At 39.3% G+C, this 22178-nt stretch carries 28 protein-coding genes and 1 pseudogene; all 29 read left to right on the forward strand.

Annotation, left to right across the window (positions count from 1 at the left end; translation table 11 throughout):
* Nucleotides 1-40: 40 nt before the first annotated feature.
* Nucleotides 41-220 (forward strand): DUF3954 domain-containing protein, encoded by a 180-nt coding sequence (locus tag CZ434_RS14545; protein WP_077623825.1) that lies wholly within the window; start codon nt 41-43, stop codon nt 218-220.
* Between the two features lie 39 nt (nt 221-259).
* A complete protein-coding gene (locus CZ434_RS14550; RefSeq protein WP_077623826.1) occupies nt 260-658 on the forward strand; it encodes a hypothetical protein in 399 nt (132 codons plus the stop codon).
* Between the two features lie 124 nt (nt 659-782).
* Nucleotides 783-908, forward strand: a complete 126-nt coding sequence (locus tag CZ434_RS22675; RefSeq protein ID WP_281252277.1) for a hypothetical protein — start codon at nt 783-785, stop codon at nt 906-908.
* Nucleotides 901-1362 carry an RNA polymerase sigma factor gene (locus tag CZ434_RS14555; protein WP_077623827.1) on the forward strand — a complete coding sequence of 154 codons (462 nt, stop codon included), beginning with the start codon at nt 901-903 and terminating at the stop codon, nt 1360-1362. The genes CZ434_RS22675 and CZ434_RS14555 overlap by 8 nt, the downstream gene beginning before the upstream one ends.
* Before the next feature lie 288 nt (nt 1363-1650).
* Nucleotides 1651-2004 (forward strand): hypothetical protein, encoded by a 354-nt coding sequence (locus CZ434_RS14560; RefSeq protein WP_077623828.1) that lies wholly within the window; start codon nt 1651-1653, stop codon nt 2002-2004.
* An 83-nt stretch (nt 2005-2087) separates the two neighbouring features.
* Entirely contained in the window at nt 2088-2282 is a 195-nt protein-coding gene (locus CZ434_RS14565; protein ID WP_077623829.1) for a sporulation protein Cse60, read from the forward strand.
* A gap of 81 nt (nt 2283-2363) precedes the next feature.
* Nucleotides 2364-2711: pseudogene (locus CZ434_RS22790) on the forward strand (terminase small subunit); the annotation flags it as partial.
* A gap of 178 nt (nt 2712-2889) precedes the next feature.
* The gene (locus CZ434_RS14575; protein WP_077623831.1) at nt 2890-4167 is read left to right on the forward strand and encodes a PBSX family phage terminase large subunit; all 1278 of its coding nucleotides are present in this window, start codon (nt 2890-2892) and stop codon (nt 4165-4167) included.
* A gap of 12 nt (nt 4168-4179) precedes the next feature.
* On the forward strand, nt 4180-5670 hold the full coding sequence (locus CZ434_RS14580; protein WP_077623832.1) for a phage portal protein: 1491 nt from the start codon (nt 4180-4182) through the stop codon (nt 5668-5670).
* A complete protein-coding gene (locus tag CZ434_RS14585) occupies nt 5670-6794 on the forward strand; it encodes a phage minor capsid protein (protein WP_077623833.1) in 1125 nt (374 codons plus the stop codon). The genes CZ434_RS14580 and CZ434_RS14585 overlap by 1 nt, the downstream gene beginning before the upstream one ends.
* An 11-nt stretch (nt 6795-6805) precedes the next feature.
* Nucleotides 6806-6937, forward strand: coding sequence for a hypothetical protein (locus CZ434_RS22680; RefSeq protein WP_281252278.1), 132 nt, complete (start codon nt 6806-6808; stop codon nt 6935-6937).
* A gap of 102 nt (nt 6938-7039) precedes the next feature.
* Nucleotides 7040-7438, forward strand: coding sequence for an ImmA/IrrE family metallo-endopeptidase (locus tag CZ434_RS14590; RefSeq protein ID WP_179107285.1), 399 nt, complete (start codon nt 7040-7042; stop codon nt 7436-7438).
* A gap of 132 nt (nt 7439-7570) precedes the next feature.
* Entirely contained in the window at nt 7571-8137 is a 567-nt protein-coding gene (locus CZ434_RS14595) for a phage scaffolding protein (RefSeq protein ID WP_077623834.1), read from the forward strand.
* Between the two features lie 19 nt (nt 8138-8156).
* Nucleotides 8157-9035 (forward strand): hypothetical protein, encoded by an 879-nt coding sequence (locus CZ434_RS14600; protein WP_077623835.1) that lies wholly within the window; start codon nt 8157-8159, stop codon nt 9033-9035.
* Between the two features lie 28 nt (nt 9036-9063).
* Nucleotides 9064-9333, forward strand: coding sequence for a hypothetical protein (locus tag CZ434_RS14605; protein WP_077623836.1), 270 nt, complete (start codon nt 9064-9066; stop codon nt 9331-9333).
* A 15-nt stretch (nt 9334-9348) separates the two neighbouring features.
* A complete protein-coding gene (locus CZ434_RS14610; RefSeq protein WP_077623837.1) occupies nt 9349-9747 on the forward strand; it encodes a head-tail connector protein in 399 nt (132 codons plus the stop codon).
* The gene (locus CZ434_RS14615; protein WP_077623838.1) at nt 9747-10091 is read left to right on the forward strand and encodes a putative minor capsid protein; all 345 of its coding nucleotides are present in this window, start codon (nt 9747-9749) and stop codon (nt 10089-10091) included. The genes CZ434_RS14610 and CZ434_RS14615 overlap by 1 nt, the downstream gene beginning before the upstream one ends.
* A complete protein-coding gene (locus CZ434_RS14620) occupies nt 10092-10436 on the forward strand; it encodes a minor capsid protein (RefSeq protein WP_077623839.1) in 345 nt (114 codons plus the stop codon). It begins immediately after the preceding gene.
* A 12-nt stretch (nt 10437-10448) separates the two neighbouring features.
* Complete coding sequence (locus CZ434_RS14625) at nt 10449-10838, forward strand: phage tail terminator protein (protein ID WP_077623840.1); 390 nt, start codon at nt 10449-10451, stop codon at nt 10836-10838.
* 13 nt (nt 10839-10851) lie between these two features.
* The gene (locus CZ434_RS14630; protein WP_077623841.1) at nt 10852-11316 is read left to right on the forward strand and encodes a phage tail tube protein; all 465 of its coding nucleotides are present in this window, start codon (nt 10852-10854) and stop codon (nt 11314-11316) included.
* Nucleotides 11317-11372: 56 nt separating this feature from the next.
* A complete protein-coding gene (locus CZ434_RS14635; protein ID WP_077623842.1) occupies nt 11373-11777 on the forward strand; it encodes a hypothetical protein in 405 nt (134 codons plus the stop codon).
* A gap of 4 nt (nt 11778-11781) precedes the next feature.
* Nucleotides 11782-12426, forward strand: coding sequence for a Gp15 family bacteriophage protein (locus CZ434_RS14640; protein ID WP_179107286.1), 645 nt, complete (start codon nt 11782-11784; stop codon nt 12424-12426).
* On the forward strand, nt 12419-14584 hold the full coding sequence (locus CZ434_RS14645; protein WP_077623844.1) for a phage tail tape measure protein: 2166 nt from the start codon (nt 12419-12421) through the stop codon (nt 14582-14584). The genes CZ434_RS14640 and CZ434_RS14645 overlap by 8 nt, the downstream gene beginning before the upstream one ends.
* The gene (locus CZ434_RS14650) at nt 14584-15387 is read left to right on the forward strand and encodes a phage tail domain-containing protein (RefSeq protein WP_077623845.1); all 804 of its coding nucleotides are present in this window, start codon (nt 14584-14586) and stop codon (nt 15385-15387) included. Before CZ434_RS14645 ends, CZ434_RS14650 begins: the two co-directional genes overlap by 1 nt.
* Nucleotides 15388-15403: 16 nt before the next feature.
* Entirely contained in the window at nt 15404-17755 is a 2352-nt protein-coding gene (locus CZ434_RS14655; RefSeq protein WP_077623846.1) for a hypothetical protein, read from the forward strand.
* A gap of 111 nt (nt 17756-17866) precedes the next feature.
* The gene (locus tag CZ434_RS14660) at nt 17867-19342 is read left to right on the forward strand and encodes an O-antigen ligase family protein (RefSeq protein WP_077623847.1); all 1476 of its coding nucleotides are present in this window, start codon (nt 17867-17869) and stop codon (nt 19340-19342) included.
* Between the two features lie 126 nt (nt 19343-19468).
* Nucleotides 19469-21499, forward strand: a complete 2031-nt coding sequence (locus CZ434_RS14665; protein ID WP_281252302.1) for a phage tail spike protein — start codon at nt 19469-19471, stop codon at nt 21497-21499.
* On the forward strand, nt 21499-21696 hold the full coding sequence (locus tag CZ434_RS14670) for a hypothetical protein (RefSeq protein WP_077623849.1): 198 nt from the start codon (nt 21499-21501) through the stop codon (nt 21694-21696). The genes CZ434_RS14665 and CZ434_RS14670 overlap by 1 nt, the downstream gene beginning before the upstream one ends.
* A gap of 76 nt (nt 21697-21772) precedes the next feature.
* Nucleotides 21773-22123, forward strand: coding sequence for a hypothetical protein (locus tag CZ434_RS14675; RefSeq protein WP_077623850.1), 351 nt, complete (start codon nt 21773-21775; stop codon nt 22121-22123).
* The last annotated feature ends 55 nt before the right edge of the window (nt 22124-22178 follow it).

A 22178-nucleotide genomic window follows, 5' to 3' on the forward strand; every position in this document is an offset into this window, starting at 1 on the left:
TGAATAACTAAAGTATAGCATAAACAAGGGGGCGCCTGATATGAAAATGGATGTAGAGAAGAAGACGGCTGAGATCAACCTTAAGGAAAACGCGGTGTATCGAGTAAAAGACGGGCAACTAGATCGAGTGGATGTCCCTGGTGAAGGGTTTGGAAAGCAAGTGATTCATTGGCAGGATGGCAAGCCGCAACGATATGAGATTAATTATTCGAAGAGGTAGGGATAGACCAATTTATTGAAGAGGGAAAGGGGAAAATAAATGGAAATATCGGTTAACGAACAAACTCAAAAGTTCTATTTAGCACTCGATGAATGGTTGCCTGTTACTGGTCATGAAATCAAAGTGGGAAAGTATCATTTCTGCGCTATCCCATTAAATAGCGGTATAAATGTATCTGAGGCAACATCCGGAGCAAGAGTAATGACAATACCGATGAATTTAGAAGTGATGACGGCTACCGAATCAAAAGAAGATACCATGAAATTTTTGTATAAAGTTGGTGAATTCATAAATCGAGTTATAAGTAAAAGGAATAACTTTGAAAAAGAACTGCAGGATATGAGAAAGCAAGCTTTCGAAAAATTAGGGGAAATGCCTCCCATTGAAGATGTAATTACCGATTGGATATTCGAAGATGAAAGTGACTTTATAAATTAAACACATACTAGGAGAAAATGAAAATTAAATAAGTCTATCGGAAAAACCGAGGACACTGATTAAGTTAGCTGATTGCAGCTGCTTAGTTGGTGTCCTCTTTTATTTTATCGAGGGGGTCGATGAAGTGTATAAAATGCAGTGGAAAGTAAGTGAATTTAGGAAAGACAAGGATAAGAAGCCACAAGAGCCAGTGAAAAGAAGCGAATATGCAAAACAATTATTCGAGATTGGAGCTGGTTGGAATGAATAAGAAACAAGTCGAAAATCTCATTTATGAATATCATTGGCGTAAGAAAGAACTGGATCGTATCGAGGTTATTATCTGGGGAAGATATTCAAAGTCACCTTCTTTTGGTTTAGTCCAGCAAATGGGGGTAGAAGCTTCTTTGCCAAAAGCGAATACGAATATAAAAAGTGCTGCTGAAATTGATGCTATGGAAGCTAGAGAAAAACGATTATACAAGCGCTGGTTAGCATATCAAGAGAAAGTACAAGCAATTGAATTAATGGTCGATTACCTTGAAGATGAACAGCAGCAGATTGTATTAGATTGCATGATGGAAGGCATGAGCTACCGTTCTATCGCTGATCACTTAAGCCTTAACAGAAATAAAATTAGAGAGTTAAAAGAGGACATGCTGTGCCAATTATGCCAAAAATGCCACTTCTTGCATGATTTGATTGAAGAAAAATCTGCTGTGTAAACTGGAAGGGAGGACGGCGAGGCAGATTCCCGTCCCGGAATACGAGAAATACCCGATAAGGAGGTATGTCTCATGGCCAAAAAAGGCAGAACGAAGCCAGGTCCGGTGAGTAAACAGAATTCTTCTAACACCAGTAAGAAAGACAGCCGTTTAGAAGGTCGCTCCGGACCAAAGAAGAATAGCAAATAGGAGGCACCCTTTCGGGTGTCTTGTCGTTTTGTGTCGCAAAAAGCCACCCCATAGCAATGATTAATTATCGTAAAATAATAATAAAGGGGGTGGTAATAGATGGATAAAGTAGCATTTGAAAATTTTTGTGAACAGCATATTAAAGAACTAGAAAAAAAGCTAGAGGACATTTATACCATAGAGCGTCCGGAAAATTATCCGAATAAGAGTATTGAAAAAATAAACGTATTGAGTGAATTGCACCAAATCAGAGAGATTGAAGATATCTATTCAGTAATTAAAAACAGTGGTGTAAACGAGGGAGAAGTGTACTCTCAATATAGCGAATGGTTGGAAAATGTGCAGCAAAGTGTGGAGTTATTGCAAACCAAAAAAGAAGAAATAGAAAAAAATAATGCAGCAGATATTAAAAATATCAAATTATTGATTGAAAAATTCAAATCAAAATTATAATTTGGAATACTCTTGCGGTTGTCTTAATGTGCAGGAAGGTACTTCCTTTTGTCGAATTTGTTTGATGAGAGGAGGGATACTCAGTGGTTCAAACAAAGATACTTAGGGGCGCTAATAATGCAGCTTTAGAAAATGAATTGAATAAATTCCTGGCAAATTTACCTGAAGATAGACTAATAGATATAAAATTTAATGTTTCTAATACTGCGCCTGACAGTCAGCCGTATGGCGGAACTATAGATATTTATGCTGCGATGGTAATATACAAAGCAAAATAACCTTTTATTGAAAGCATCCCAACCGGGGTGCTTTTTCTTTGCGTAAATTTATTAAAACAAGGGGGTAGGGTGATGACATAAATGGCTAAGTTAACTGCAAAACAAGAGTTATTCTGTCAGGAATACATTATAGACTTGAATGCTACACAGGCAGCCATTAGAGCTGGTTATAGTGAGAAAACAGCTAGGCAGACGGCAGCAAGACTGTTAACAAAAGCTAACATTTCCGCGCGTGTGAAAGAATTGAAGGATAAGCGCGCTGAGAAATTGGAACTTGATGCTTACTGGGTTCTAAAACGATTGAAAGATATATCGGACAGATCCATGCAAGCAGAACCTGTTGAAACGTGGGACCCGGCATTAGGTGAAATGGTGCCAACTGGAGAGTATCAATTCGATAGTAACGGAGCCAATAAAGCTACTGAATTAATCGGCAAGCATATAGGCATGTTCGATCCAAAGCTACAATTGCAATTGAAGTCACTTGAGATTAAGAACAAGAAAGACCAGAAAGAAATTGAGTTCTTGGAGGAAAGAATCAAGCTTGTTAAAGGTCAAAAGAAAGATACTTCTCTACTCGATGCATTAATTGAAGGACGTAAAGCCTATGAGCAAAACAGGAATTGAGTTTTCGCAAAAACAACTTGAAACGATTTACAGACCATATGATTACACCATGGACGTGCTGGAAGGAACACCTAGAAGTGGTAAGACGACTGCAGGGCATTTCAGATACGCTGATTACCTTACTCTTTCCAGAGATTCAAACCATTTGATTGCCGCATATAACCAGGAGCAAGCATTTAGGCTTTTTATCGATGGTGACGGAACCGGGTTGATGCATATATTCGGAGATTTGGCTGATATCAAACATGATGAGCATGGAGATCACTTGGAAGTCCATACACCTAATGGAATAAAACGTGTCTATTACAAAGGCGGAGCCAAGGCAAACAGTGTCGGCGCGATAACTGGTATGTCGCTAGGGTCTGTTGTTTTTTGTGAGATTAACTTATTGAACATGGGAATGATTCAAGAATGCTTTAGACGTACCTTTGCTGCACAGGATAGATATTTTCTTGCAGACTTAAACCCGCCAGCACCTAACCATCCGGTTATTACCGAGGTATTCGATGTTCAAAACACACGCTGGACGCATTGGACTATTCAGGACAACCCGATAATCAGCGATGAGCGTAAACAGGAAATCTATGAAACGCTGAAAAAGAATCCATACTTGCTGGATCGTGACTGGTACGGAAAACGAGTAATGCCAGAAGGTGTTATTTATTCCATGTTCAATCCGGCAGTCCACCAGATACCGGCTTTGTTAGGTAAGCCTTATGAAATGTACTTTGTGGCTGATGGCGGTCAATCAGATGCCACTTCCTGCAGCTGCAACATTGTTACCAGGTATGGAGAAAAATTCAGATTGAATCGAGCAGGAAATTATTATCATAGCGGGGCTGAAACAGGCCAAGTAAAAGCTATGAGTACCTATGCCAAGGAAATAAAGGAGTTCATTCAATGGTGCGTTGATAAATACGAAATGCGCTATACGGATGTGTTTGTGGACCCTGCCTGTAAATCACTTCGCGAAGAATTACACAAAATAGGCGTTGATACAGAAAGAGCTGATAACAATGCTACTGACGCTAAGAGGCAAGGCGGCGGGATTGAAACAGGTATTGAACGATTCCAGAATTCCATGACCAACGAACAATTCTTCCTGGTGGAAAACGATAAATATGATCACTACGATTTCATCAAAGAAATTGGTATGTATGTAAGAGATGATAACGGAAACCCCATTGATGATTTTAACCATGCAATGGATGAAGCGAGATACGCTAATAATCATTTCTATCGAGAATACGTCCTGTAAGGCGGTGAAACGATGTTCAAGAGCATAATTTACAAGATAAAGGAGGTGCTGTATCGATTGAATATAATTAAAGGAATCAATAGCTTGGAGAATCACAAGGACATTTACATGAATGAGGAAATGTACCAGAAGATAGATGACTGGAAGGCTTTATACAAAGGCTATCATGAAGAAATACACACAATTAAATATCATACTGTTGGCAAAGGGCAGCAAACCCGCCGAATGCAGACATTGAACATGCCAAAGGTCATCTCAGAGGAGATGGCTTCTTTAGTTTTTAATGAAAAATGCGAGATTAGCATTGGCGATGAGGGCCTGAAAAAAGACATTAACGATGTTTTCAAAAAGAACAAGTTCTATAAAAAGTTCCAGGACTATCTTGAATATAACTTCGCTCATGGTGGTATGGTCATCAAGCCTTATGTAGAAGGGGAGCAAATAAAGTTTTCGTTTGTGACAGCTGATTGCTTTATCCCTATCTCATGGGGCAATGATGGCGTTCGAGAGGGTGTCTTTGTTAATGAATTCCGAAAAGGCAATAAGAAATACACTCACTTGGAATGGCATATCTGGGAAAACGGTATATATGTTATCCGCAACGAAGTGTATGAGAGCAAAAACGGCAATGATTTAGGGATTAAAGTTCCTTTGGAGCGATTCTTCCCTGATCTGGATGAAGAAGTACCAATCGAAAACTTGAAACGGCCTTTATTCGTTTATTTTAAGCCGAATATCGCTAACAATATCGATACTCAGAGCCCGATGGGCATATCTTTGTATGCAAACTCCATAGATACCATTAAATCAATTGATACAGCCTTTGACAGCTTTCAGAGAGAATTCCGTCTAGGGAAAAAGCGTATCTTGGTGCCGGCGCAAATGGTTAAAACAGTGGTGGATCCAAACACCCAAGAGTTTCATCGTTACTTTGATGCTGATGACGAAACCTACGAAGCAATGAAATATCAGCAGCCAGAAGAAGGCAAAATCCATGATATCTCCATTGAGTTAAGAGTGGAAGAGCATATTAGCGCCATTAACGCCATGTTGAACCTTCTTGCTATGCAGACAGGCTTTTCTTCAGGAACATTCACATTCGATGGCCAGAGCATGAAAACAGCTACGGAGGTTGTTTCCGAACAATCTAAGACATTTAAATCGAAGAAGTCTCATGAAACCATTATTGAGGCCGGACTGCAGGAATTGATTGAATCTATCGTTCAGATAGGTGAGCTTTACAAATTGATTAGCGCTCCGAAAGATGTGGAAGTCACTGTTACTTTTGATGATAGCGTGGCAGAGGACAAAACGGCAGAGGTTGCCAGGTCTATTCAGTTGGTAAGTAACAAACTCAGTCCCCGGAAAAAGGAAATCATGAAAATTCATGGGGTCACAGAAGAGGAAGCGTTGGAAATGATGAAGGAAATCGATGAAGAGAATGCTACAGCAACAGCTCAAGACGTGGATTTCTTCGGAACAGGCCAAGGCAGTGGTAACTGATGGACAAAAAGAAGCTGCAGAATCTTTCTAAGCCTATCGTTGATGTTTACATGGGGATTGAAGAACAAATCCTTGTAAATATCGCTAAGAAAATAGCCAAGGATAAGAGATTGCTAGACGAAATCGAAAAGGGTGGAGAAGTCAGCAAGATTGAATCCTGGCAGCTGCTAAGGCTTAACGATCTAAACACTCTTACAGAAGAGAATCTTGAAACATTATCCCAGTATTCTGGCAAGGCAATTGAGGAAATAACCAAGATGTTGGAAGAAGCCGGTTATTCTGCTGTTCAAGAGACAGAGGATGACTTACAAGAGGGTGCTGAAAAGGGTGTTCTCCGAAAAGCACCACCAGTCGAGGAAAGCACAGCCCTGCAGGATGTTTTAGTTGCTTTTGATAGGCAAGCAAAGGATAGATTCAATCTCATCAATACGACTATGCTAGAGCAATCACAGCAAGTCTATTTAGACATTATCAACCGGACTACAGGTGAAGTATTGGCGGGTGTCTCCACACCACAAGAAGCATTGAGAAAGACTGCTTCTGAATGGGCAGAAAAAGGAATGCCAGTTTTAGAGAAAAGCAATGGCGCTAGAATGTACACAGAAGGCTATGTGAGCATGATTACCCGCTCCATGAGCAACAACATAGCAAACGACATGCAAGACGCCAGAATGGACGAATATGGCAATGATTTGGTGGAAGTAAGCTCCCACTCTGGCGCCCGTCCTAAATGTGCACCTTATCAGGGTAGAATTTATTCCAGAAGTGGCAATCATCCTAAATACCCTGCCTTGGCTAGTACAAGTATTGGAGAGCCGGACGGATTATTCGGTGTTCATTGCGGCCATATTAAATATCCATTCATTGAAGGAGTCAGTAAACGGACTTATAAGCCCCGGGATCCGGAAACGAATGATAGGCAGTATGAAAACAGCCAGAAGCAACGATATCTGGAAAGGCGCATCCGTGATGCTAAGCGTGAAATGCGGATGATGGAGGCTATGGAGGATTCAAAAGGTCTTGAAACTGCCAAACGCAAGGTTTTGGATAGACAAGCAAACATGAGAGGGTTCATTAAGTCTACAAATCGTACACGCCAGTATGATAGAGAGCAAATCTATTAGGAGGTGCCAAATTGCCAGTAAGTAAAAAGGAGTTTGAGAAACTAAAGAACCAGCACGAGCAGCTTGAAATGATGTTCTTTCAGCTAGTAGAAAAAGTGAAAAAGCTTGAAGATGAGAAGAAGGAGCCTAATTACTTAGGGTAGGTGATGAAATGTTTTTAACTGGTTTATTGATGACTATATTTATCACTATTCCTATAGTTGCATTCTTTGTTTACGCAATGATTATGAAAAGGCGGTGAGGAATTGATACCTAAACAAGTGAAAGTCGCTGGATTGAATTATGTAGTTGAAGAAAAACCTTATGTTGGGATTAATAACAACAAAAATTTTCTGGGTGCTTGTGATTATGACCAAACAACAATTGAGATTCTTGAAAATATCTCTGATGAAAGAAAAGAAGAGGTCTTTGTACATGAATTGACTCACGCCATATTCGAAGCTGCAGGATATGACGAACAAGACGAGGAAATGATTAATCGTCTGGGAAAGGTCTTGAATCAAGTATTAAAAGATAATCCAAATATGTTGTCTGAAAGAAAAAGCCCTCCAGAATTGGAAACCGGAGGAGAGACTGTTAAAGCAATACAGAAATCATTGTTGGAAGCAGAACGAAAGGAAGCGCGAATAAAAGGTATGAGGTAACACTTGTCTTTAAGCAACAGACGTTAAACAAGCTTATTTTTTATGCCCTTTTTAAAGGCTTGGGGTGAAACTAAGCGGATTCCTTAGCGTGGAGGGTTACACGTTAAAAAAACTAATGAGGAGACGATATAGATGGATTTAAAAGAATTGCTTGGAGAAGAACTGTACAACCAAGTCATGGAGAAAGCTGGTGATAACAAGCTTGCTGTGGTTTCTGATGGAAGTTACATTCCGAAAGAGAAGTTTGATGCAGTCAACAAAGAAAAGAATGACTACAAGAAATCTCTCGGAGAACGCGATCAGCAACTTGAAGACCTTAAAACCAAAGCCACAGGAAATGAAGAATTGCAGAACAAGATTCAACAGCTGCAAGACGACAACCAAAAACTTAAAGATGATTATGAATCGCAAATTCAACAACAGCAATTTGACTATGCTTTAAAAGATGCGCTAGGAAATGCTAAAGCCCGCAATCCTAAAGCTATTAAAGCATTGCTAGATACTGAGAATATCAAACTTGATGGTAATAAACTATTAGGTTTGGATGATCAGCTGAAAACCATTAAAGAAAGTGATCCATACCTTTTTGAAGAAGACCAAACAGAACAACAGCAACAAAAACCTTCATTCTCAACAGGCCAACATTCTTCTGAGAGTAACATGGACGCTTTCGCAAAAACATTACTAGGTAAAGAATAATTTGAGGAGATGATTATTAATGGCGATTAACTACGCTGAAAAGTATCAAACGGAACTGGATCAAGTAATTAAACAGGCTACTCTAACAAATGTATTGGAGACGCCAAACGTTCAATGGATGGGTGCAAAGACTTTCCATGTACCTTCTCTATCTGTTAGTGGCTTTAAAAACCATAGCAGGAACGGTGGATATAACCGAGGTACGGTTGATGTAACCCATGAGCCATATACGCTGCAATTCGACCGTGATGTCGAGCTGTTTGTTGACCAAATGGATGTAGATGAATCCAACCAGGCTGCAAGTGCTGCTAACGTAACTCGTACTTTCTTGAATGACCATGCGGGACCTGAAATTGATGCATATCGGTTCTCTAAGCTTGCTACCAATGCAATCAATGGAAACCGTGCTACAGGTGAAGCAATTACAGCTGACAATGTTATCACTGCTCTTAAGCGAGACCTACGAAAAGTACGGAAATACGGGATTGCGAATCTAGTGGTCTATGTATCTGCTGATGTAATGGATGCCATTGAGTTATATAAAGAGGGCAAAGGAAGTATTTCAATCAGCAATGAGGGGACCATCATTGAAACTCGTGTAACCACGCTTGACGGTGTTCGTTTGATTGAGGTATTTGACGTGGATCGTTTCCATTCTAGCTTTGATTTCACAGACGGATTTGTTCCTGCTGCTGATGCACTTCAATTGAATTGGGTTATTGTCTATCGTGGAGCGGTTGTAGCGAAATCAAAATTGAATTCTGTGTATCTATTCCAACCAGGGGATCATACAGAAGGCGACGGGTACTTGTACCAAAACCGTTTGTATCATGATCTGTTTGTAATGAAGAATCAAGCGGCCGGTGTAATCGTATCTCACGAGCCTACTGGAGCCTAAATAATTAATAATTACAAGGAGTGATAACATGCCTTACTTTCGTAGAGATAATGTAATTTTGCAGGAAGATGATAAGGGGAAAATAAAGGAATTAAAGGCTATGGGCTATCAAGAAGCCGATAAAAACGGGAAAATCGTGGAGGAGCAGCAAGAAAAAACTGTTGCTGAGTCAACTCATAAGAAAGTTTTGAAAGAAAATAAAGAGTTGAAGGCAAAGGTTGAAGAACTTGAAAAATCCCTGCAAGAAGCTGAATCAGCTAATAAGCAGGAAAATAACGATAATGCGTCCTCTAAATAAGGGGGCGCTTTATTTATGGGTTATATCGATATTACCTATTACCGGGATGATTTCAAAGGAAAAGAAGAACCGGACGATACCACAATTGAAAGGTATATTGAACGTGCCAGTGATGTTATAGATCAAGTGACCAGGTATTCCGTTGCTAATTACGGCATTGATAACCTGGCAACCTTTCTACAGAAGCAAGTTAAAAAGGCTACAGCTGCACAAGTGGAGTTTTATGTGGAGAAGGACGGCGATTCTGAAGTTAATGCCGGAACAGAGGGCGATTTAGGGAATGTAAAAGTAGGTACGTTCAGCTATGGTGGCGGTGGAAGCACCGGAAATAAACAGGCCGACAGAATAAGCCCTAGCGCCTTATCTTACCTGGAACCAACTGGATTACTTTATGCCGGATTGGATGTGAGGTAATGCCAAGAGTTAAACCGATTCCTAAGCGATTGTTGCCACATTCTACTGAATATCAAGCTTATTTAAATAATGATGGGTGGAAGGAAAAATATGCAGATCCAGTGGCGATTCATTATGTACGTGTTGAGTCTGCAACCTCCTTGAATAGGAGTTCTAACTCTGAAGGGCAAGAAGCTAATCATTTATTGATCATTGATCGAGTTAATTCGTCATCCTTCCCACAAGTGAAAGAAAGGGACAGATTCAGAGTGCTTGGAGAGACTGAATACCGGGAAGTCACCAAAGTTTTGGCTCCCACAGCATTTGGCCCTGAACCACACCACTTAGAAATCGAGTTGGTTTAGATGTTCAATGTCAAAGTAGAGTTTTTCGATATCGAGAAGAAGATTGATGATGCATTAGGTCATGGCCAGAAATACCTTGATGGTGAAATTCTTAAAGACAGTAATTTTTATATCCCGGCTAGAACTTGGAACCTACGGGATAGTGGAGTTATTAATACGAAAGTTGGTAGTGGTGAAGTAGTATGGAAAACCAAATATGCAAGACGGTTATATTACAATCCGTATTATGACTTCTCAACTGACAAAAATCCAAATGCCAGGGGATTCTGGTTCGAAAATGCCAAAGCACAATTTCTTAAAGAATGGCTTGATGGAGCTGAAAAAGAAGTGAAGAAGCACATTTAGGGGGTGTATCTGATGGATTTTCTTGAACGATTAAAAGCATATACAGAAGGGTTGTCTTATACACCTCCTACTGTTGGTATTGGATTATATAAAGAAGATGGAAACAGCATAGCATTGCGGCCTTCTCCAGCTAACATTAGCGAAAGGTATATGGAGAAATCGAAAATATATCCCTTTTCCTTTCAGCTGCTGGTCCATCATCGAGACAATTTAGAAGCATATCGAATGATCGAGCAATTATTAAGTGAATATGAGAATCTTTCCAACGGAGCTATCACATCAAGTGATGGCTCTTTTCAATTGGTTTCATTCCAATGTACTACGACTCCTAATTTTGTTCAGAAGACAAGCTATGGAGCGTTATGGACAGCCATGTTTGAAGCGGAATTATATATAAATTAAAGGAGGAAGAACTATGCCAGAGGGTTTTCTTACACAATCAAAACATCGCTTTGAAATTAATACTACACCTGGTACTGATCCAGGCACATACGCCCGAATGGGGCAAGGTTTTACAGGTGTCGAACCATCAAACAATGAGGAAGTAGATCAAACCGCATATTTAACAGATGACGGTTGGTTACGATCCACTGTAATGGGTGGGCAATTGATTTTGACCTTCAGCGGTCATCGCTACTATGGGGACGAAGCACAAGATTTTATTTTTTCTAGGCAGTTTTCTCTTGGGACAGAACGAGAAACGGACTATCGTTGGACAATGCCTGACGGGACTATAGTAGAAGGGGATTGTACTCTTGCTGAGATTACAGGGGCTAGTGGTGAGGCTAATGCAAAAGGCGAAATCACAGTGGCTGTTCACTTCAATGGTAAACCGAATGTTACACCACCAGATACCACTACAACTACAACAACAACCTAATATAAGGGCAGCTTAATGGCTGCTCTTTTTTTATTTCAAAAGGAGCGTGAAAGATATTGGCAAAGTTAAGTTTTGATGTAAACAGTAAAGCATATGACGAAGTGGAGATTGCTGGAGAAGATTATAAGCTCTTCTATGATGATGAAAGCTTAAAAAGATATCAAAAACAAGCGCAAATTTACTCGAAAAAAGCATCTGATTATGCGAAGAAACAAGATAAAATCCCTGAAATGAGCGAAAAAGAACGCAAAAAGCTTGAAGATGAAGGGTTTGAGTTCGTTAAGGAATTCATAGAAACATTCCTTGGTGCCGGCTCATACGAAAAGATGTACCAGGCTTGTGGTAAATCAATGATTAATCTTGTCGGACTTATAAATCAAATTATGGAATGGTTAGATTCCAAACTGGCAACAGTTGATGACAAGAAAAAACAGCGATACAAACCAAAACGCAAGAAGTGATCAAATGAAGCTTACGGACTGGTTGGATGACACTTTAATTGTGCAAGGGGTCGAATTAAAGCTTGATATGGCTTTCGATAATGTCTTGCGCCTTTTTGAATTGCAGAAAGATAAAGATTTCACAGACACAGAGAAAATTGAACAAATGTTTGAAATGCTGGTCATTAATTGCGGAGATATTGAGCTTTCTATCTATGACAAATCGGAATTAGTAGGTTTTATATTTGATAAATTCATTCTAAATCAAGAGGACGAGGAAGAACCAGAAGAAGATGATGACAACCAGGAAGAGAGCTCAACACCTAAAAAAACATATGACTTGGAGAAGGATGCGGATTTGATATTCGCGTCTTTTTTAATGGATTACAACATGGATCTATTCGAGTACCAGGGCAGGCTTCACTGGAAGAAATTCATTGCACTTCTAACTGGACTGAGTGAAAGAACGCCATTTAAGAAAGTGATTGAGATTCGCACATGCGATGTCCCAGAACGCAACAAGCATAACGCCAAAGACGTGGACAAGCTTCTCAAATTAAAACGTCTCCACAAGCTTGATAAACCATCCGTGGAGAGCATCAATCAAACATTTGACCAACTAGGAGCTGCATTCATTGCATCCGCCAAAGGAGGTGGAAAGCATGGCTAATGATGGGAAAATAACCATAGGTACAAAAATAGATCAACTGGGAGCAAAGCATGGAGTAAAGGACCTTCAAAAAACACTTCAAGGTTCTGCAAAGAAAGCCAATAACGTCGGGAAAAAGATGTCCACTTATCTAACTGCTCCTATAATGGCTGTGGGTGCAGCTGGTTTTGCAGCAGCAGACTCCTTAGATCAGGCCTATAGAAATATCCGAGTTGGTACTGGTGCGACTGGTGATAAATTGGAAGGCTTGAAAGATACCTTTAAAGATGTATTTGAAAGCGTTCCGGATAGTGCTGACCAAGTTTCCAATGCTCTATCAACGATTAACACCTTAACAGGAGCAACCGGGGATCAATTAGGTGATTTAACCAAGGGTGTTTTAGATGCTTCGAGGACATTAGGGGAAGATGGCGTTGCAAATAGTGAAGCATTCGGTCGGGCTATGAAACAATGGCAAATTCCTGCTGATGAAGGTGTTGGCCAATTAGATCACCTATACAAAATGACCCAGGATTATGGCGTGGGGTTAGGAGAATTAAGTGGTCAATTGACAACCTATGGTTCTGTCTTGGGTAACGCCGGCTTTAATATGCAGGAATCTGCTGAATTTATGGCAAGCTTGGAATCAAATGGTATTGCAGTGAGTCGTATCATGCCAGGGTTGAATAAGTCATTTCGTGACTGGGCATCCGAAGGGAAAAACAGCCGTGATGAACTAGAAAAGGTAGTTAAGAAAATACGTGAAACAGAGGACAGTCAGGAAGCGTTATCTCTTGCTACCGAAACATTTGGTGCAGAAGGTGCCCAGCGTTTGATGACGGCCATTAAAAATGGTGCTATTCCTGCCTTTGATGAACTTGGAGACAGTATGGAAGGTTCTCAAGGCCTGATAAACGAGACTACAGAAGAAACTAAAACCATAGGAGAACAATTCCAGGAACTCAAAAACCAATCTATGACAGCACTAGAACCTTTGGGACAAACTTTGTTGAACCTTGCTAAAGATGCTTTGCCTCCTTTGATTTCTGCTGTTCAAAAAGTCGCGGAATGGTTTGCAAATCTGTCACCGACTGCCCAAATAGTCATTATGGTAGTTGGTGCTATTATTGCAGCCATTGGTCCTTTATTGATTTTATTAAGTAGCTTATCGCTTGTTGTAATGGGGCTTAGTGCTCCATTTTTAATGTGGACTGGCATTATTGTAGGGGTAATTGCAATTGTCGCTGTTTTGGCTACAGTGATAGTGAAAAACTGGAGCAAAATTCAGGAATTTACGGTGCAAATTTTTGTAGCGGTAGCAGCGTTTTTAAAAAAATTCTGGCAGGATTTTTGGGATGTAACTTTAAAATTTATTGCTTTAGTAGTTGCTAAGATAGCTTCTGGGTGGAAATCTGCTTCTAATTTAACAAAATCAGTTTTTTCCGGAATCGCTAGTTTTTTCAGCTCAATTTTTTCAAAAATAGGGTCGATTTTTACTAAATCGGTAGAATTTTGTCAGTCAATAATCGGCAAAGCTTGGCGCTGGGTCTCCGATACAACGAGTTCTATTTGGTCGGGTATTTCTGGCTTCTTTTCTCGAACCTGGTCTAAATTACTTTCGGGGATATCTTCTTTGAAGGACGGTTTTGTTTCAGCATGGGTAGCCATCAAAAATGGGGTCAAACGACCAATAAACGGAATTATCTCTATGGCGAACGGAGTCCTGCGTGCCATAGAGAGCATGGTCAATGGAATTTCTAGGGCAATAAACGGTATTCCGAGCATAGATATTCCGGATTGGGTACCAGGAATAGGCGGTGGTTCTTTCGGATTGCCACACATCCCATCTGTTTCTTTACCGAGAATCCCTTCACTGGCAACTGGTGGTGTTGCAGCCGATCCAACTTTGGCCATGATTGGTGATGCCGGAACAGGAAACCCGGAAATTGTAGCACCTGAGAAGATGCTTCGAAATATATTCTCTAGCGAAATGCAACGTAACAGCGGTGGAGGAAGCATTGATATCGGGGCTTTGGTTGATAAAGTCCTGGACAAAATTGTGTTGGAAACTTCCTTTGATGTTAACGGTGAGGCTATTGTAAGAACAACAGGAAAGCCGATGAAGCGATATCTGCAAGGGGAAAAAGTAAAATCTGCAAGAGGTAGGGGGTACAGGTAATGGTTGCAATTGACGGTGTACATTTAAAAAAGGATTTAGGCATTGATATATTGCTAGATATAGAGCTTCCGGGTTTACCTCCTACCCGCGACAAAACATTAGAAATACCTGGTATGCATGGGGTCTATGATTTCCCATCGGAAATGGACCCTGTACCTCATGCCATTCCTCTAAGGGTTAGAAGCAACAATATGGCTGATGTCCAACGAAAGGTGAAAGAATTAACCAGGCTTCTCTTGGATGATTGGGGAAGACCGAAAAATGTTAAGCTGTCCTACGATTTAGAGTCGAATAAGTATCATTGGGTGAGATACTCTGGATCGCTGGATATTTTAAGGCGAGCTATAGCCGGAGATTTCACCTTGCCTTTTATTAACAACAAAGCTTGGCATTACAGTAATGTGGAGAACAATGAAATTCACTGGGATAGTGAAACAGTGACCTTTGATGATGACTATTCTTTCGAAACTGTTTATGTTGACGATGAACATATTAGTTCACCGCAAACGGTACAGACTTTTGTAAACGGCTATGCTATAAGACCAAAAATAATAATTACAGGCAGTGGTGACAATGTGACTTTCCGTGCGAATGGGAAGTCTTTTTCTTTGAAGAATTTCACGGATGCTTCTTTTGAGATAAATGGACAAAATTACACGATCATTAAGGATGGAGCAAACGGTTTTAGTGAAAAAGTAGGCAAAGACTTTTTAGAGTTGTTGCCAGGTTTAAATGACATTGAAATAAGTGGATCTAATATGGACTTTAATTTATCAGTAATAGTCATAGATCAATACATGTAGAAGGACGGTGGGTGATATGTCATTAGATAAAATTAAAATTGGAGAGAAAGAATCACTGGCATCAGGTGCCAAAAAGGTAAATGCTGCCATTGATGCGGCAGATAGAGCTGAAAATAAGTCGAATCAAGCGATTAATATATCTAATGAAGCGAAAACCGAGTCTGACAAAGCTATAAAAGATTCAGAAGCTGCTTTAAGATATAACGTTGGTAAATACCTGCAACCAGTAGCCACACTATCAGATTTAGCATCTACTTATCCTAACCCTGAAGAAAACGACCGAGTCTTTATACGGGATACAGGAAAAGTATTTGTTCGAAAAGACGGTGAATGGTTTGAATTTTCCGAGATAACAACCGGTCCAGTCAATGAAGTTGATCAACGACTTAGTTCGCAAATAGAAGCAACAGAAAAGAAAGTAGATTATTTTAAAAGCATAAAAGAAAATGAAAGTTTAAAAATAGCTGTTGCGAACGGATGGGACTGGACTGCCGCATTCCAAAAAACGGTGGATGATTCATTAGATGGTGGCGTGATTATCTTCCCTCCTACCGAAACTTATTATCTAGGCAATGTTTCAAGTGAAGGTAAATCGCTTAGTGTTATAAGTTATGGTGCAAGAATTATTCAAAATGTAAATTCCCCTGTAATGAGTTTCAAAGGAGGGTGGGAGGAAACGAGCAGTATTTCCTCCATTTCTGAAACCAACTATGATTTTTCTGGGGAAGGTTCTATTATAACTGATAAAATTACCCTTTCTACAACACCTGCATTTAAAAAGGGAGATGTTATCAAGGTAGTTTCAGATGACGAAATAGAAGGAGCAAAACAAAGTGCAACAGGTGTACGTAGAAAAGGAGAATTTGCCGTAGTAGGAGCGGTGGAGGGTGAAGATGTTGTTCTAACAAGCAAACTTCGCGAAACATATATAACAAGTCCAAGGGTATCGAAGTTAAAAAATATCACATTTACCATTGAAGGATTCAAGTTTGACTCTCTGAATTCTGGAGATTCTTCTGGATGGAACGCTTCCTATATCACCATAAAAGCAGCGAGGGACATAACACTCAATGATTTACAATGCGAAAAAGGGTACGGTTCGTTTGTAACGTTAACCGGAATTTACGGATATTCAGTAACTGACACTCACATTAAAAATTTAAAAAATGATCCGGCTACCGGTTCTTATGGTTATGGGATTAACGACATTTCTTGCGAATATGGTTCCGTGAATTCAACATTGTTTATTAATTGTCGTCATGGCTATACCACTAACACAAACGGTGTGGAAGCCGGTTCTACGGAGATTGAGAGTTTCGGAAGAAGTGCGAATACGACCGTAAAAGGTTTTGGTCACGGGTGTTCCAATTCAGCTTTTGATACCCATGATGAAGCTTACAACATTCACTTTAGGGGATGTACGGTTTATGGAAATTACAAAGGTAAATCAGCTAGTGGTACAGCATTTAGTGCTAGAGGGAGGAAGATTCAGTTTACGGATTGTGTAGCGGAGAATTGTCGATACGCTTTTAACATTTTTGAAGGGTTTCCAAACTCAACTAAAGATATATTCATAACTGACTGTAAAGCATTTAATATAGTTGGTGCTGCCGTTATCGTCAATAAAACGGGAACTGGTCAAATAGTTAATAATGTATTCATAAAGGGTGGATACTTTGAATTATTGCGAGGGAGTGTCGTATTTGATCTCGCTGATTCAAACGGAAGAATAGAGGGAGTAAAGATTAAATGTAAGACTAATTCCTCTTATGCTCGGATGATAAAACAGACAAGATCTGATTTTATTGTTGAAAATTTAACAGTAGATTTAAGTGAATATTCACTATCGGGATCAAGAATTTTCACCACTAACGAGGGGTCTAAAATGAAGGCGAAGGATGTCAAAGTTATATATGGTGGTGGTAGTGTACATCTTGTCGCTGAAGGTGATTCTTCTACAACTAAATGTGAAATTATTGATTTTTCAGGGAATCAAGAAGTGGCAACTGATAAAGACATACCGTCTTTCCTTTTTTCATCTGCTAATGATTACAATAATACTTTTTATTTTTTAAACCAGACAATAAACACCAATGTAGATGCACATTATAAAATCGGTCAGAGTTTACATGACAACATTTATCTAAAAGTAAACCCGAGCACAGACTCTATTGGCTTTTATGAATTTCCTGCTGGAAATAGAAGAGGACAGACTCTAACAATAAAGAATGACAGTAGTATGAATACACTTGTAATTAGATCAAGTTCTTCTTACAGGACAGAACTTCGAATGAGCCAACCAGTAACATTACAGCCGAAAGATGTTATAACATTGCTATGGAATGGAAGCTCTTGGAGTAGTATGTAAGTTTGGTTATCGTTATGGTCCAAAGTCGGTATTTTCATAAAATTTCATTGAGTTAGTATTATGATACTGGTATTATTAGGTAGATACAAATACTGACAGGGGTTCAAGAAAATGCTAACGATTAATAAAAGACGTGAAAACATAGTGATTGGAGCTGTGGCAATACCTTTCTTGCTTTTAATAGGATTTTATCCAATTCTAACAGCCGGAATAATTATAGCAATTTTGGGTTTATGTGTGACATTCTACTTTTTTGTTGAGTCCAATTACAAAATGATATATTTCCTTTTTGTTGTGTCGATTATTCAAAACACGGTAGTTATTTATTTAATGGGGAACTTAGGCATCTCACAAGCTTATGAACTTCAGTATTATAAAGAGTTATTCTTGTTAGGGTTATTGGGATATTTATTGTTATTTAAGAATAGACTTTTCCATAATTTAACAAGAATTGACTTTGTTTCGATATTGTTTATTTTTTATGTTTTGACAATTTCGGTTTGGCTTGGTGATGCTAATAATTTTACAAAAATTGCATCCTTAAGACAGGTAATGCTCCCTTTTATCTTTTACTTTTTAGGTAAGCATATTGTACTTAGTAGGTCTAACTTAAAGAAGTTGCTGACTAAATTGCATGTTTTTGGAGTTATTATTGTCTTGTTTGGCATTTTTGAGAGTTATCTATACCCTGAATTTTGGCAGGATATAGGAATATATAATTTCTTTTTAGAAAAAAGAGGGCAGGAAGCATTGACAATGGTGAACGGGCTACCCTCGAATTTTTATACTTCTGACTTTGTAAAATATACTGGGCAAATGTTAAGGAGGACGGCTTCTTTTGTATCAAACCCGCCCGTACTCGCACATATTATAGGATTCCTAGCTGTTTTTTCTCTGTTTAACCGGAAATACATTGGCAAGAGTTGGTTTTCTATATTATTCTTGTCTGCTGGTGTATTTTTAACACTAGGCAAAGGCGGAATTATCACTTTAGCTATCGGGTTTGGTTTTTATTTGTTGTTTGTCTTAAAAAGACCTTTTTTATCTTACATCTTAGGTTGCTTAGGTGTATTAGGGGCGGCAGCATATATTAATAAAGTAATAAAACAAGGACTTTCAGCGGTAGACCATATATTTGGTTTTACTAATAGCTTTAAAGAAGGACTTGAACATCCATTTGGATCAGGATTGGGCACTGTAGGAAACCTGGCAGAGGTATATAATGGCAATGCGACTGTTTCGGAGGGAGCTGGAGCAGAAAGCTTTTTGGGATTAGTGGTCGGGCAATTTGGTGTTATTGGTTTTGCTTTATTCAGTTTATTCTTTATCCTGATATTTAACAGGTTGATGAAATTTTTAAAGTTGGTTTCTGATGATAAATTTCTGTATTCTGTCTCAGTTTCGTTGTTGGCTGTGATGGTAGCTATATTCTCAACTGCTTTCTTAACGGAGTCTGCTATCTCATACACTAGTGCCGGGATACCAATACTGTTGTCTAGCATCTTAATTAATAATTATAAAATACTTTTAGATAGTAATGAAAATGAGGAAGAACAAGTAAAAAAAGGAAAGTTACGTGTTAGTTAATAATCAACCGAAGGCTTAACATATTGATAATAATTTAGAAGAACCTCTGTTGCAGTGGTTCTTTTTTTATGGAGGTGAATCGCTATACTAACTGTAAAAACAAAAGACTTACAGGATTTAGGCATACTGGAAAACGCCTCAAATGTAGGATACGAGAAGCCAACCAATGAACTTTGGACGGCTTATTTTTCTTTGCCGATAGACGATCCGAAGAATGAATTATGTGATTCCTTCAATGTCCTTGAGATAACACATCACGATGAATATATCGGCTTGTTCCGTATTATACCGCAGAAAACAAGCATCCAAGACAATATAATAAACTATGAATGCGAGCACGTTCTGGCCACTCTGTTGGGGGACGTGCTTTTTAAATACCATCAATTCACGAATTATACGACACGACAAGTTCTTCAATTCATCCTAGATGAACAAACAACCAAGCACTGGGTATTGGATAGAGTTGATTTCGAGCGTAGATTTCATTATAAGTTTGAAAATGAGAATGGTCTGCTTGCTCCGGTATTGTCGATTCCAGAACCATTTAATGAACCATATCGATTTGAATATAATACGCAAACATACCCTTGGGAATTAAGCCTGGTAAGACCCTCTGAAGTCGTTAAGGGCGAATTACGCTGGGGGAAGAATATGGGCTCCTTTGATGAAGTTCTGGACCCTACTGAAATTGTAAACCGGATTTATCCTCTCGGAGCTGGTGAAGGGGTCAATCAACTCGATATTACCGAAGTGAATAACAGTGTTCCTTATATCGAGGATGCAGAATCCATCAAAAAATATGGACTCTTTCAATATGTATGGGTGGATAATCGATTTGAAAATGCTAAAACGTTAATGGCAAACGGTGAGTCGCTGTTAAGTCAGTGGAAGGACCCGAAAATATCACTAGAAGCCAAAGCCTCTGATTTATCCATGAAAGAAGAGTTCAAGCACGAAAGGCTTCGCGAGGGTGACCTGGTTGAAATTATTGTCCCGGATAGGGATAGCTACATCGTTAGAATAGTTAATGAGTCAAAAGGTGATTTATTTGGCAGATATGAAGATATAGACTTTGAGTTGAATAATAAATTGGATGATATTGCGACTACTCAGGCAGATGTTGAAAGAAAGCAGCAAGTTAATGATGCGTATAGCATGGGAGCAACGAACATCATGAATTTCACTTATCAGGACAATTGCGACAGCGCAGTCCCTGCATTAATACCTATCTATATTGATGACGATGTAGTGAATATTAATACTTGCGAGTTAACTTTCCGGACAAAGGCTTTCAGGGCATACAGTCAGGCTACTCATGGAGGAGGGGCAATTGTTGAATCCACTTCCAGTGGTGGTTCGGTTGTAAAATCAACTTCTTCAGGAGGAGGAACGACACGATCTACCACGTCCGGAGGGGGTACCACAGCGACATCTAGCTCTGGGGGTGGAACGACTGCCACTTCCAGTAGTGGTGGAGGGACAAGCAAATCCACAAACAGTGGAGGTTCTACCACTCAATCATCAACGTCAGCTGGAACCCATCGCCACAGAGTTTTTAATTACAACAACAATTTCGGGACGGTGCCTGCAGATGATAACTGGCAGTATTATTCTGCTCCAAGGGTTGCTGACGGTACTGCTATAGGCGCCGTTTTTATACCAGGAGCTGCAGGGGATATCTATACTCATTCGGCAGACGGAGCTCATAATCACTCTGTAAGCATACCGGCCCATTCTCATTCATTTAGCACGCCAAATCATTCACATGATGTTTCGATTTCAAATCATACACACCAAGTAACTATACCGAATCACGCTCATGATGTGACTATTCCAGATCATACGCATGAAATTGATATACCAAATCATTCTCATGAGATAGAACTGCCGAATCATACTCACGATATCAATCATGGCATTTATGAACTTAATGAAACACCATCCAATGTGGAAATAAGAGTGGATGGTAACGTGGTTGATTTTGACAGCACAAGTGGTGATCGCATCGATATAGTTGATTATTTGGAGAAGGATGACTCTGGGAAAGTAACAAGAGGTCGGCATGAAATAGAAATTTCACCTAATGATTTAGCGAGGATAGAGGCTGACGTAATTTTAAGAGTATTTATCCAATCACATTTAGGAGGTAATTATTAATGATAAAAATAAAGGTTCTAACACATAGTGGAGACGACGTAACGGTGGAAGTTGAAGATTTTGATAGCAAAGCATTCATTCAAGAGGTTAACGAAGCCGGCTCCCAGTTAGTAGAGCTTGGCGGCGAAACATTCTCAGGCATAGATATAAAGGGAACAAGAACAATAGAAGAGGAAGAAGAAACCAGCGCCATATAGGCGTTTTTTTATATTCCAAATAGGAATTCAAGCTTGAGGTGGTGATGTGTATAGTAAAGATAAGGGGTGAATGAAAATGAAAAAAGCATTATTAGTTTTAGTCTTCTCAGCAGTATTAATGGGTTACTCCAATGATTATACAGATGAAATTAATAAACATATTGAAACCATGAAGGAACAAAGCGAGATGTTTGCCGTAGGTAATGGAGATTACGTTGATTTCCAGGCTGCTATAGAAGATTTCAACAACACATTGGAAGCAATTGATTCAGACGACCAACAATTAAATGGATATATAGAGCTCCAATTAGAAACAAACGAAATGAGACTGGCAGCTTTTAAATCAAGAGAAGCAGAATCAATAAGCAAAAGCACTTTGAAACAAGCGCAAGCATTAGACATATGGAATCAAATAAAAAATGATTGAGAACCTGACGAGGGTTCTTTTTTTATTGCAAAAAAATGGGCGGCCACCACGCCCT

Origin of the sequence: Sediminibacillus massiliensis, assembly GCF_900156915.1 — a bacterium.
Taxonomy (GTDB): domain Bacteria; phylum Bacillota; class Bacilli; order Bacillales; family Amphibacillaceae; genus Sediminibacillus_A; species Sediminibacillus_A massiliensis.